The organism is Stenotrophomonas sp. 96582_Sma (assembly GCF_056480905.1).
In genome coordinates this window covers 3,643,757-3,655,488 of sequence record NZ_CM151122.1, presented here as the reverse complement: position 1 = coordinate 3,655,488, position 11,732 = coordinate 3,643,757, and the positions used below count along the sequence as shown (strand labels likewise).

Sequence of the window (11,732 nt, the reverse complement as noted above, 5' to 3'; positions counted from 1 at the left end):
CGCGGCCCGTCCCGCTGGCAAGCTCCAATCCGGCACGCTGCAATGAAGAAGACGATGTCGATCCGGCTGGCGGCCCTGCGCCGCCGGTTGCGGCCGCTGTGGCCGTGGCTGCGCTGGGGCACGGCCGCCACGCTGGCGCTGCTGCTGGTGCTGGATTTCGCCTTCCCGCCGCCGCTGCCGAAGCAGCGCGATACCAGCACCCTGGTGGTGGCTGCCGACGGTACGCCGCTGCGTGCGTTCGCCGATGCCGAGGGCGTGTGGCGCTATCCGGCATCGATCGACAGCGTCTCGCCGCTGTACCTGCAGGCGCTGCTGACCTACGAAGACCGCTGGTTCTGGCGCCATCCGGGTATCAACCCACTGGCCATCCTGCGTGCCAGCGGCCAGCTGCTGCGCGGTGGTCGCATCGTTTCCGGCGGCTCGACCCTGACCATGCAGGTCGCGCGCATCCTCGACCCGCATACGCGCACACCCTGGGGAAAGCTCAAGCAGATGCTGCGCGCGGTGCAGCTGGAAGTTCACCTGAGCAAGCGGCAGATCCTGGCCCTGTATCTGGAGCGCGCGCCCTACGGTGGCACCATCGAGGGCGTGGAAGCGGCCAGCTGGGCCTATCTTGGCAAGCCGGCGGCGCAGCTGTCACATGCAGAGGCCGCGTTGCTGGCGGTACTGCCACAGGCACCAAGCCGGCTGCGCCCGGACCGCCACCCGGAAGCCGCGCAGAAGGCGCGGGACAAGGTGCTGTCACGCATGGCCGAACTGGGCGCGTGGACGCCGGAGGAGGTCCAGGATGCGCGCATCGAGAACGTGGTGGCGCGCTCGCTGCGGCCTCCGCTGCACGCCGCACTGCTGGCGCAGCGCCTGCACTCGGCGCATCCGGGCCAGGCGCGTATCCAGAGCAGCATCGACATCGGCCTGCAGCGCACGCTGGAAGAACGTGTGGCCAGCTATTTCTCGACGCTGCCGGAGCGCACCTCGGCAGCCTTGCTGGTGGTCGACAACCAGACCCTGCAGGCGCGTGCCTACGTCGGTACGTTGTCCTTTGGTGACCGCCAGCGGCTCGGCCACGTCGACATGGTGCAGGCCTGGCGGTCGCCGGGCTCCACGCTCAAGCCGTTCCTGTATGCGATGGCGCTGGACGATGGCCTGATCCATTCGGAAAGCCTGCTGGTGGATGCGCCACAGAGTTTCGGCAGCTACCGCCCCGGCAACTTCGACATGGCCTTCAATGGGCCGATTGGTGCTTCCAGCGCATTGCGGCTGTCGCTCAATGTGCCCTCGGTGGACCTGCTGCAGCGGGTCGGGGCCGCGCGCTTCGCCGCGCGCCTGTCGCACTCCGGCATCCAGCTGCGCTTCCCGCCGGGCAGCACGCCCAACCTCTCGCTGATCCTGGGCGGCACCGGTGCGCGGCTGGAAGATCTGGTCGGCGCGTTCGCCGCGCTGAACCGCAACGGCATTGCCGGACGCGTGCGCTACACCGATGACGAACCGATGATCGAGCGGCGCCTGGCGTCGCCGGGCGCCAGCTGGATCGTGCGCGAGATGCTGGAATCGAACCCGCGACCGGGCTACAGCGTCGGTACCTTCGATATCGGTGGCCGCCCGCGCGTGGCCTGGAAGACCGGTACCAGCTATGGCTATCGCGATGCGTGGGCGATTGGCAGCACGCGCCACTACACCGTGGGCGTGTGGGTGGGCCGGCCGGACGGCACACCGCTACCGGGCCAGTACGGCGCGGTGACCGCGCTGCCGCTGATGTTCGAAGTGGTGGACAGCCTACCGCGCCAGCGCGGCGATTCGGCTGCTGCACCGATGCCGGCCAGTGTCAGCCAGGAAGATATCTGCTGGCCCACCGGCGAACGGGCCGAAGGCCTGCCGACGGCACTGTGCCAGCGGCGGATGTCGGCCTATCTGCTGGACGGCGCGGCACCACCGACCTTCCCCGAGCGCGAGGCGCGGCGCTGGCAGCCGGGGCGGCAGCGTTACCTGGCCGACGCGCGGACCGGACTGCGTGTATCGGCCGATTGCCGTAATCCACATGAGGAAGTAGCGCGCGAGATCGCGCGCTGGCCGGCGTTGTTGTCACCGTGGCTGCCCAAGGCCACGCGCGCTGCCTCGCAGTTGCCGGCGTTGTCGCCGGATTGCCGCGACGACGGGCGTGAGGCCAGCGTGGCCCTGCACATCGATGGCCTCAATGATGGCGCCACGCTGGCGCGTGCACCCAATGCCGAACATGGCGTGCGCCTGCAGCTGCGCGCGCTGGGCAGCGAGCAGGCGGTGGACTGGCTGCTGGATGGCCGTTGGATCGCGCAGACCCGTGGCGCGCAGTTGATGCAGCGCGAGTTCGCCGATCCGGGCGCACACACTTTGACCGCGCTGGCGGCCGATGGCGCGTGGACGCAGGTGCGGTTCAACGTTCTCCGCTAGATGCCGGCCTTGGTCGGCGCGCGGTCCAACGCCAACGACACCGCCGTGCTCTGGTAGGTGCCAACCTTGGTTGGCACGCGATAAATGCGCCCACCAAGGTGGGCATCTACCAAGGCGTATGCGGGGCCGCTATTCCCCGATCCACCCATCCAGCAGGTCGGCGAACTCGTCGGCGTGCTCCTCTTCCTGCGCCAGTATCTCTTCAAGGATGCGCTTGGTGGTGGTATCGCGGTCGCCGATGAAGTTGATCATCTCGCGGTAGCTGTCGATGGCGATGCGTTCGGCCACCAGATTCTCGCGGACCATGTCGCGCAGGTCGCTGCCTTCCTTGTACTCGGCGTGCGAGCGTGCGGTCAGTGTATCGGGGTTGAAGTCCGGCTCACCGCCGAGCTGGACGATGCGCTCGGCCAGCTTGCCGGCGTGCGCCTGTTCCTGCTGTGCATGTTCGAGGAATTCGGCTTTCACCGCGTCGGCCAGCATGCCCTTGGCCATGAAGTAGTGCCGGTAGTAGCGCAGCACGCATACGTACTCGGTGGCCAACGCATCGTTGAGCAGCTTGATCACGACCTTGCGGTCGGCGCTGTAGCTGTCGGTGATCGCACCGTCTTCGATGTTGCGCCGCGCGCGTTCGCGCAGGGTCTTGCGGTCACTGATACCGGGCACCTTTGCGGCAGGCTTTGCGGCTTTGGCTGGCTTGGTGGACATGGCTGGCCGTTTCCTCTTGCGGTGGAAGATCAGGTTGGCAGGTGCTCCAGCACGTATTCGGCCGAAGACACTTCGAACTGGCCGGGCTGCTCGATCCAGGCCGCACGCACCACGCCATCCACCACGTACAGGGCGAAACGGCGTGAGCGGATGCCCATGCCCGAGGCGCTGGCGTCGAGCTCCAGGCCGAGCGCACGGGTCAGTTCGGCATTGCCGTCGGACAGCATCAGCAGGCCGTCGGGCACGCTCTGGTCGGCGGCCCAGGCCTTCATCACGAACGGGTCGTTGACCGCCATGCAGTAGACATCGATGCCGCGCTGGCGGAACGCCTGGAATTTCTCGACGTAGCCGGGCAGGTGGCGCGCCGAGCAGGTCGGGGTGAACGCGCCGGGCACGGCGAACAGCACCACCTTGCGTGCGTCGAACAGCGAATGCGTATCGAGCGTTTCGATGCCCTCGCGGATGCGCTTGAGGGTCACTTCCGGAATGCGGTCGCCGACATGGATGGTCATGGGGAACTCCTTGCTGGGGCAGGCTAGTGGGCCGGATGGGACAGGGGCGTCAAGACATTGGAAAACCCGTGTGCAGGCCCCATCTTCAGGCTTTGTGGCAGGGGCTTCCAGCCACAGCGTGGGGCATGGGGATGGCAGCCGCATTGCGCAGGATCAGTCGGCCTCACCGGGGCCGCACGAGGGGCGGCGTAGCATCGCCGGCGCGTAGAATGAACCTGGGGCGGCGCCACCGGCGCGGCCGAAGCAGATCGAGGTAGCTGGATGGAATTCAAGGATTACTACGCCACCCTGGGGGTGGAACCGAGCGCGGGCGAGGCGGAGATCAAGACCGCCTACCGCCGGCTGGCACGCAAGTACCACCCGGACGTCAGCAAGGAGGCCGGGGCCGAAGACAAGTTCAAGGCGGTCAACGAGGCCTACGAGGCGCTGCGCGATCCGGAAAAGCGCGCGGCCTACGACCAGCTGCGCGCGCAGGGCTATCGCCCGGGCGAGGAGTTCAACGTGCCGCCGAACTATGGTGGTGCTGGCGGTTTCAATTTCGAGGAAGTATTCGGCGGTGGCGGCCCCAATGGCGGCTTCAGCGACTTCTTCGAGAGCCTGTTCGCGCGCCAGCGTGGCGGTGGTGGCGCTGGTCCGGGGCCGGGTTTCAGCAGCCAGGGCCATGCGCCCAACCGTGATACCCGCGCCAAGCTGTCGGTGCCGCTGGAAGCGGCCTACAGTGGCGACAGCCTGCGCATCACGGTCAACGGCAAGCAGCTGGATGTACGCGTGCCCAAGGGCATCCGCCCGGGCCAGGTGATCCGCCTGGCGGGGCAGGGCAACCATGGCGGCAACCTGCTGCTGGAAGTGGAATATGCCGCCCACCCACAGTTCGAGGTCGATGGCCGCAACATCCTCTATACGCTGCCGGTGACCCCGTGGCAGGCCGCGCTGGGTACCAGCATCAGCGTGCCGACCCTGGGTGGAGCGGTGGAATTGAAGATTCCGGCCGATTCCGATGCCGGCCGCAAGCTGCGCCTGCGTGGCCGTGGGCTGCCAGGCAGCCCGGATGGCGACCAGATTGTTGAAATCGAGATCGTGGCCCCGGCCGCGACCGACGAGGCGCAGAAGAAGGCCTACCGCAATCTGGCCAAGGCCTTCGGCGAAACGATCTGAAGGTAGCGCCGGGCCATGCCCGGCGGCTTTAACATGTAGAGTCGAGCCATGCTCGACTGCTCTTGATGAGTCGAGCATGGCTTGTATGTTCCTCCCGGCTCCTACGAGGTATGTAGGAGCCAGGGTGGAGGGACCGTCAAGCATGCATCTGCGGATACTAGCCGACAGACGAGTCGAGCGATCCCCATCCCGCACACGAACGTCGATAAAGGATCGTACGGCCCCCAAAGGGGATCGTCGATGTAGGCAAGCTAACGTCGGTGCGGTACCACCCCAGCCCCTTAAAGATAGCTGGGAGCCGTACAAATGTCTGATTCTCTCGATATTGGCGTGGACGTGGACTCCAAGGAGTTCGTACCGGCAGTGGCCGACCGCAAGGCCGGCGACAGGATCGCCAACACCCGGGCCGGCATAGCCCAGTGGCTCAACACCTTGCCCCAGCGATGCCGGATTGGCATGGAGGCGACGGGGCGGTACTACGAGTTGTTGGCTCGGATGGCTGGCCAAGCAGGCCACGTTGTCTATGTGATCAATCCACGTCTGATCAAGCACTACGGCCGGGCGACGGGCTCGCGTGGCAAGACGGACGCCATGGACGCCGAAGCGATCGCCCGGTACGTGAAGAAGGAGAACGATCGCCTGCGTGAATACGTACCGCGTACCGACGAGCAGCAGCAGATGCACGATTTGCTGCGCAAGCGGCAGACGCTGGTAAAGACACGCGCGCGCCTGGAGCAATCCTTCGGGGTAAGCAAAAGTGCCCCCGGGGAGCTGTCAGATCTGTTCTGCGCTCTGGCTGGGACGCTGTCCGAGCTGGAAAGCGAACTGCAGCGCTTGGGTCGCGATGGAGAGCATGGCGCGCTCTACAAGCGCCTGTTGACCATCCCTGGTATCGGCCCTGCCGTCGCCGCTCACCTGATTTACTACATGACGCGCTGGCCGTTGGCCAACGCCAACGCGTGGATCGCCTGCACGGGCCTGGATCCCCGGCCCAACGAGTCTGGCGGCAGAACGGGACGGCGTCGGCTGTCCAAACAGGGCGCGCCAGTGCTGCGCCAGATGCTCTACATGGCCGCAATGGGGCTCAAGCGGTGTCGCCGGGGGCAACCGCTCTACGACGAGCTGTCAAAACGCGGTCACCCCAGCACCGCCGTCTTCAACATCCTGGCCAGAAAGCTGGCCAGGATCGCCTGGGGTGTCTTCAAAAGCGGCCGGGACTTCGATCCGGCCATGCTGAAGGTGGGTCAAGCCTGCTTCCAGCAGGCTTGACCGCGAACATAGGATCTCGACTCTACAGAAGCGTGCCAACCAAGGTTGGCACCTACCAGAGCGGTGGGCCAAGCAGGGTTGGCACCGCCAGGACGGGCTCAGCCCTGCCCGGCGAACACCCGTTCCAGCACCTCGGACAGCTCGTCTTCCGAGAACGGCTTGGTGATGTAGGCCTTGGCGCCCTGGCGCATGCCCCACATGCGGTCGGTGTCCTGGTCCTTGGTGGTCACCAGGATCACCGGGATATGCCGGGTCGCCTCGTCGCGGGCGAGGGTGCGGGTGGCCTGGAAGCCATTGAGGTTGGGCATCACCACGTCCATCAGGACCAGGTCGGGCAGCTCGGCCTTGGCGGTTTCGACCCCGGCGGCGCCATCGGTGGCGGTCAGGATCTGGTGCCCGAGCTTCTCGACGATGCGCTGTATCCCCAACAGCTGCGACGGTGAGTCGTCGACGATCAGAATGCGTGCCATGTTGTTCCCCATGTAATGCCCGCAGTGTAGTGCGGGCCCATTACCGGCGGGAGGGGCGCGTCTGCCGTCCGTCGCCTGCCTGCGACGTTCAGTCGATCCGCACCACGGTGCGGCCCAGCGAACCGCCGGCCAGCATCCGCTCGAACACCGCCGGCAGGCCGTCCAGGCCGACTTCGGCGGTACAGATGCGGTCCAGGTGTTGCGGCTTCCACTCATTGCCCAGCCGCGACCACACTTCTTCGCGCAGCCCGCGCGGTGCATTGGCCGAGGACACGCCCAGCAGTGACACGCCGCGCAGGATGAACGGCATCACCGTCATGTCCAGTTTCGGGCTGGCCGCGAGGCCGGCACTGACCACGCTGCCATAGGGCACGGTCTGCGCCAGCAGGCTGGCCAGCATGTCGCCTCCGGCATTGTCGAGGCCCCCGCCGAAGCGGGCCGACTGCAGCGGGCCGGTGTCGGACAGTGCCTCGCGCGGTAGTACTTCAGTGGCGCCGATACCATGCAGGAACTCGGCCTGGTCCGGTTTGCCGCTGACTGCGTGCACGGTGTAGCCGGCACGACTGAAGATCGACAGCGCCAGCGCGCCGACACCGCCGCTGGCGCCGGTGACCGCCAACGGGCCGAGTTCCGGCACCTGCCGGTTGTCCTGCATGCGCAGCAGCGCCAGCGCCGCCGTGAAGCCGGCGGTGCCCAGCACCATCGCCTCGCGCGGGCTGAGCCCGGCCGGCTGGGCAATCACCGCACGCGACTCCAGCCGCACATACTGGCTGTAGCCGCCATCGCGGGTTTCGCTGAGGCCGCAGCCGGTGGCCAGCACCGCATCGCCTTCACGCCAGGCCGGGTCGGTGGATGCCACCACGGTGCCGGCCACATCGATTCCGCCGACCAGCGGGAAACGGCGCAGGATCCTGCCCTTGCCGGTGCCGGCCAGGGCATCCTTGTAGTTGACCGAAGACCAGTGGGCGCGGATCAGTACCTGGCCGGGGTTGAGGTCGTCGACATTGAGCTGGGCCAGGCCACTGCGGTAACCGGCGGCGTCGTTTTCGATGCGGAATGCGGTGAACGGGGTGGTGGGGGCCATCGGCGTTGCCTGACTTCGAGGAAAACGCCACCTTACCCCGTTGCCCCCCTTTCGATCCTGCCGATCCGCCCCATCTTGTATGATCGGTGATGGTTTCACGGCTGGTGGTGCGGGAAGGGCCCGCGCCGCAGCCCAAATCTTGATGGAGCGTGCATGGCCTGGAATACACCCGGCGGCAACAAGGGCGGACAAGGCCCCGAGGACAATCGACGCGGGCCCTTCGGGTCGCGCGGCGGTGGCAATGGTGGTGGCTGGGGCGGACTGCCCGGGCCGCTGAAGGACCTGTTCGACGGCGGCATCATGCGTTGGGTGGTGGCAGCGGTGGTGTTGCTGGTGCTGTTCTCCAGCTTCCAGCTGATCGGCGAACAGCAGCGTGGCGTGGTGCTGCGCTTCGGCCAGTTCTCGCGCATCCTGCAGCCTGGCCCGAACTTCAAGCTGCCGTGGCCGATCGAATCGGTCACCAAGGTCAATGCCACCGAGATCAAGACCTTCTCGATCCAGGTGCCGGTGCTGACCCGCGACGAGAACATCGTCAACGTCTCGCTGAACGTCCAGTACCGCATCGACGACCCGCAGCAATACCTGTTCGGAACGGTCGATGCCAACCAGGTGCTGGAGCAGTCGGCGCAGAGCGCGGTGCGCGAGGAAGTCGGCCGTGCCGACCTCAACGCGGTACTGAACAACCGTGGCCCGCTGGCCGTGGCCGCCGAGGAGCGCCTGCAGGCGCTGCTGAAGGCGTTCAAGACCGGCCTGACGGTGACCGGCCTGACCCTGCAGGACGCCCGTCCGCCGGAAGAAGTGAAGCCGGCCTTCGACGAGGTCAACGGTGCCCAGCAGGTCAAGGAACGCCTGATCAACGAAGCCCAGGCTTATGCCGCCAAGGTCGTGCCGGAAGCCCGAGGCCAGGCCTCGCGCGCCCGTACCACCGCCGAAGGCTACAAGCAGGCCGTGGTCTCCAAGGCCGAGGGTGACGCGCAGCGCTTCAGCCTGTTGCAGGCCCAGTACAAGGACGCCCCGGAAGTGACCCGCAAGCGCCTGTGGCTGGAGACCGTGCAGCAGGTGCTGAGCGAGAACCGCAAGGTGATCGGTGGCGATGGCCGCCAGCTGATCTACGTGCCGATGACCGGCGATACCCGTCCCACCACCTCGGCGCCGCCGGGAGTGACCAATCCGGAGGTGGTGATGCCGTCGCTGCCGGGTGCAGCGGCGGAAGCTTCCCGTGATCCGGGCCGGCCGGTGGGCCGCCCGACCGGGCGACCGAGCGGCCGTGAGGAGGGCAGCCGATGAAGAGTCCTATCTGGATCGCCGTGATCGTGGCGGTGGTGCTGGGCCTGCTTGGCTCGGTGTACGTGGTCCGCGAGGACCAGACCGCCATGGTGCTGAACCTGGGCAAGGTGGTGCGTTCGGACATCAAGCCGGGCCTGCACTTCAAGGTGCCGGTGGTGGAAACGGTGAAGGTCTTCGACCGCCGCTTCCAGGTGCTCGACACCGCCCCGGCGCGTTACTTCACCGCCGAGCAGAAGGACGTCAGCGTCGACTTCTTCGCCATCGGCTACATCTCCAACGTGGGTGACTACTTCCGTGCCACCGGTGGCGATCCGCGCATCGCCAATGCCCGCCTGGCACCGATCATCACCGACTCGCTGCGCAACCAGATCAACTCGCGCACCCTGCAGCAGCTGGTCTCCGGCGACCGCAGCGAGCTGATCGCCGAGCAGCTGAAGGGGATCAACGAAGCGGTGGCCGGCCTCGGCATGCAGATGATCGACCTGCGCATCAAGCAGGTGGACCTGCCCACCGACAGCCAGGTGATCAATGATGTGTACGAGCGCATGCGCGCCCAGCGCAAGCAGGAAGCGGCCAAACTGCGTGCGGAGGGCGAGGAGCAGTCGTTGACCATCCGCGCCCAGGCCGACCGTGACAGCACCGTGCTGATCGCCGAAGCCGAGCGTGATGCACAGCGCCTGCGCGGTGAAGGCGATGCCGATGCGGCGCGCATCTACGGCAAGGCCGGCTCGGCCGACCCGTCGTTCTATGCGTTCTACCGCAGCCTGGAGGCCTACCGTGGCTCCATGACCGACGGCAACGGCGTGATCGTGCTCGACAAGAACGACCCGTTCCTGCAGTACCTGAAGAACGACCGCTGAGGTCGCAGGGCAGTACCCCACGGGGCCCGGCCAGATGCCGGGCCCCGTGCTTTTTCCGGAGTCCCCCATGAAAGATCTGTTCGCCGCCGTCTGCCTGGTGGCGGTGCTGGAAGGCCTGTTCCTGTTCGTCGCCCCGTTCGCCTGGAAGCGCATGGCCGAGCGCCTGCTGGACCTGCCCAGCCCGGCCCTGCGCAGCTTCGGCGGGCTGGTGCTGCTGGCCGGCCTGAGCCTGCTGTGGTGGGCCCGCCACTAGCAGGGTAGTGCCGGCCGCTGGCCGGCATCCTGGGATTGCCGGCCAGCGGCCGCCTGCGTTCACATGCGTGGCCCGGCTCTGGTAGATGCCAACCTTGGTTGGCATTGCCGGCCAGCGGCCGGCACGACCGGGCGGGGCGGCTGACCGGCCGGTGAAGCCGCCCGTCGGAAAGGTGGCACCCGACCCCGGAAACCCGGATAATGCACAAAAGCCGGACGGGCCTCCCCGTTCGGCTTTTTCCGTGTCTGGGCCTTCCATCGCCGGCCGCTCCCCGTTTGGAGCCGCCTTGCAGGTGCTGGCCAGCCCCGCCACGGTTTACCCGTCCGCGGCCCCGATGGCCGCAACAAATCGAGGAGCCCGTCATGGGTCAGTCTGTCGTAGTGTTGGGTGCCCAGTGGGGCGATGAAGGCAAGGGCAAGATCGTCGATCTGCTCACTGAGGAAATCGGCGCCGTGGTGCGCTTCCAGGGCGGTCACAACGCCGGCCACACCCTGGTCATCAACGGTAAGAAGACCGTCCTGCACCTGATCCCGTCGGGCATCCTGCGTGACGACGCGCTGTGCCTGATCGGCAACGGCGTGGTGATCTCGCCGGCCGCGCTGCAGAAGGAAATCGCCGAGCTGGAAGCCTCCGGCGTGGAAGTGCGTTCGCGCCTGAAGATCTCCCCGGCCGCGCCGCTGATCATGCCGTACCACATCGCCCTGGACCAGGCGCGCGAGCGCGCTGCCGGCGGCAAGGCGATCGGCACCACCGGCCGTGGCATCGGCCCGGCCTACGAAGACAAGGTGGCGCGTCGCGGCATCCGCATCGCCGACCTGCATTACCCGAAGCAGCTGGAAGAACTGCTGCGCACCGCGCTGGATTACCACAACTTCGTGCTGACCAAGTATCTGAACACCGATGCGGTCGATTTCCAGAAGACCTTCGACGAAGCGCTGGCCTTCGGCGAATACGTGCAGCCGATGAAGTCCGACGTGGCCGGCATCCTGCACGACCTGCGCAAGCAGGGTAAGCGCGTGCTGTTCGAAGGCGCGCAGGGTGCGCTGCTGGACATCGACCACGGCACCTACCCGTACGTCACCAGCTCCAACACCACCGTCGGTGGTGCACTGGCCGGTTCCGGCGTCGGTGCCGATTCGATCGACTACGTGCTGGGCATCGCCAAGGCCTACGCCACCCGCGTCGGCGGCGGCCCGTTCCCGACCGAACTGGACGACGAAGTCGGCCAGGGCATCCGTGACCGCGGCGCCGAGTACGGTGCCTCGACCGGCCGTCCGCGTCGCTGCGGCTGGATGGACATCGTCGCGCTGAAGCGCGCCGTGGCCATCAACGGCATCAGCGGCCTGTGCATCACCAAGCTGGACGTGCTGGATGGCATGGAAAAGCTGAAGGTCTGCATCGCCTACGAATACAACGGCAAGCGCACCGAGTACGCGCCGCTGGACGCGCAGGGCTGGGAAGACTGCACCCCGGTGTACCTGGAGTTCCCGGGTTGGAGTGAGAACACCCACGGCATCACCAACTGGGACGACCTGCCGCCGGCCGCACGTGCCTACCTGCGTTCGCTGGAAGAGCTGGCCGGTTGCCCGATCAGCATTGTCTCCACCGGCCCGGACCGCGACCACACCATGGTCCTGCAGGATCCGTTCGCCTGAGGTAGCGCCGGGCGCTGCCCGGCGTAGGTGACAGGAAGAGCCCCGCGAAAGCGGGGCT

General features: G+C 67.0%; 11 protein-coding genes. 7 read left to right on the top strand and 4 right to left on the bottom strand.

Annotated elements, in window-relative coordinates:
- Nucleotides 1–42: 42 nt before the first annotated feature.
- On the top strand, nucleotides 43–2,424 hold the full coding sequence (pbpC, locus tag ACZK2R_RS17130; protein ID WP_180838651.1) for a penicillin-binding protein 1C: 2,382 nt from the start codon (nucleotides 43–45) through the stop codon (nucleotides 2,422–2,424).
- Between the two features lie 129 nt (nucleotides 2,425–2,553).
- Here pbpC and ACZK2R_RS17125 read toward each other — a convergent pair whose 3' ends face one another.
- Together ACZK2R_RS17125 and ACZK2R_RS17120 are read right to left on the bottom strand one after the other, a co-directional pair.
- Entirely contained in the window at nucleotides 2,554–3,129 is a 576-nt protein-coding gene (locus tag ACZK2R_RS17125; RefSeq protein ID WP_049421227.1) for a ferritin-like domain-containing protein, read from the bottom strand.
- A gap of 29 nt (nucleotides 3,130–3,158) precedes the next feature.
- Nucleotides 3,159–3,641, bottom strand: a complete 483-nt coding sequence (locus ACZK2R_RS17120; RefSeq protein ID WP_032127816.1) for a peroxiredoxin — start codon at nucleotides 3,639–3,641, stop codon at nucleotides 3,159–3,161.
- Between the two features lie 261 nt (nucleotides 3,642–3,902).
- Between ACZK2R_RS17120 and ACZK2R_RS17115 the strand changes: the two genes are divergently transcribed.
- Together ACZK2R_RS17115 and ACZK2R_RS17110 are read left to right on the top strand one after the other, a co-directional pair.
- Nucleotides 3,903–4,796, top strand: coding sequence for a DnaJ C-terminal domain-containing protein (locus tag ACZK2R_RS17115; protein WP_180838652.1), 894 nt, complete (start codon nucleotides 3,903–3,905; stop codon nucleotides 4,794–4,796).
- Between the two features lie 306 nt (nucleotides 4,797–5,102).
- Nucleotides 5,103–6,065: an IS110 family transposase gene (locus ACZK2R_RS17110; protein ID WP_107314971.1), complete on the top strand. Its 963-nt coding sequence runs from the start codon at nucleotides 5,103–5,105 to the stop codon at nucleotides 6,063–6,065.
- Nucleotides 6,066–6,163: 98 nt separating this feature from the next.
- Here ACZK2R_RS17110 and pilH read toward each other — a convergent pair whose 3' ends face one another.
- On the bottom strand, nucleotides 6,164–6,535 hold the full coding sequence (gene pilH, locus ACZK2R_RS17105; RefSeq protein WP_005410644.1) for a twitching motility response regulator PilH: 372 nt from the start codon (nucleotides 6,533–6,535) through the stop codon (nucleotides 6,164–6,166).
- A gap of 88 nt (nucleotides 6,536–6,623) precedes the next feature.
- Entirely contained in the window at nucleotides 6,624–7,619 is a 996-nt protein-coding gene (locus tag ACZK2R_RS17100) for a YhdH/YhfP family quinone oxidoreductase (protein WP_125895320.1), read from the bottom strand.
- Nucleotides 7,620–7,772: 153 nt separating this feature from the next.
- On the opposite strand from ACZK2R_RS17100, the gene hflK reads away from it, so the two are divergent.
- The 4 genes from hflK to ACZK2R_RS17080 all read left to right on the top strand — a co-directional run bounded on the left by hflK (nucleotide 7,773) and on the right by ACZK2R_RS17080 (nucleotide 11,674).
- Nucleotides 7,773–8,906 (top strand): FtsH protease activity modulator HflK, encoded by a 1,134-nt coding sequence (gene hflK / locus ACZK2R_RS17095; protein WP_049401370.1) that lies wholly within the window; start codon nucleotides 7,773–7,775, stop codon nucleotides 8,904–8,906.
- Complete coding sequence (hflC, locus tag ACZK2R_RS17090; RefSeq protein ID WP_010482785.1) at nucleotides 8,903–9,766, top strand: protease modulator HflC; 864 nt, start codon at nucleotides 8,903–8,905, stop codon at nucleotides 9,764–9,766. The genes hflK and hflC overlap by 4 nt, the downstream gene beginning before the upstream one ends.
- Nucleotides 9,767–9,833: 67 nt before the next feature.
- Nucleotides 9,834–10,019, top strand: coding sequence for a DUF2065 domain-containing protein (locus tag ACZK2R_RS17085; protein ID WP_005410640.1), 186 nt, complete (start codon nucleotides 9,834–9,836; stop codon nucleotides 10,017–10,019).
- A gap of 362 nt (nucleotides 10,020–10,381) precedes the next feature.
- On the top strand, nucleotides 10,382–11,674 hold the full coding sequence (locus tag ACZK2R_RS17080) for an adenylosuccinate synthase (RefSeq protein WP_014038120.1): 1,293 nt from the start codon (nucleotides 10,382–10,384) through the stop codon (nucleotides 11,672–11,674).
- Nucleotides 11,675–11,732 lie beyond the last annotated feature (58 nt).

Excerpts from the sequence above, each read along its gene's own strand:
- ACZK2R_RS17080 (WP_014038120.1), top strand. The coding sequence starts at position 10,382 with ATGGGTCAGTCTGTCGTAGTGTTGGGTGCCCAGTGGGGCGATGAAGGC.
- ACZK2R_RS17085 (WP_005410640.1), top strand. The coding sequence starts at position 9,834 with ATGAAAGATCTGTTCGCCGCCGTCTGCCTGGTGGCGGTGCTGGAAGGC.
- ACZK2R_RS17125 (WP_049421227.1), bottom strand. The coding sequence starts at position 3,129 with ATGTCCACCAAGCCAGCCAAAGCCGCAAAGCCTGCCGCAAAGGTGCCC.
- pbpC (WP_180838651.1), top strand. The coding sequence starts at position 43 with ATGAAGAAGACGATGTCGATCCGGCTGGCGGCCCTGCGCCGCCGGTTG.
- hflC (WP_010482785.1), top strand. The coding sequence starts at position 8,903 with ATGAAGAGTCCTATCTGGATCGCCGTGATCGTGGCGGTGGTGCTGGGC.
- hflK (WP_049401370.1), top strand. The coding sequence starts at position 7,773 with ATGGCCTGGAATACACCCGGCGGCAACAAGGGCGGACAAGGCCCCGAG.
- pilH (WP_005410644.1), bottom strand. The coding sequence starts at position 6,535 with ATGGCACGCATTCTGATCGTCGACGACTCACCGTCGCAGCTGTTGGGG.
- ACZK2R_RS17100 (WP_125895320.1), bottom strand. The coding sequence starts at position 7,619 with ATGGCCCCCACCACCCCGTTCACCGCATTCCGCATCGAAAACGACGCC.
- ACZK2R_RS17120 (WP_032127816.1), bottom strand. The coding sequence starts at position 3,641 with ATGACCATCCATGTCGGCGACCGCATTCCGGAAGTGACCCTCAAGCGC.
- ACZK2R_RS17110 (WP_107314971.1), top strand. The coding sequence starts at position 5,103 with ATGTCTGATTCTCTCGATATTGGCGTGGACGTGGACTCCAAGGAGTTC.
- ACZK2R_RS17115 (WP_180838652.1), top strand. The coding sequence starts at position 3,903 with ATGGAATTCAAGGATTACTACGCCACCCTGGGGGTGGAACCGAGCGCG.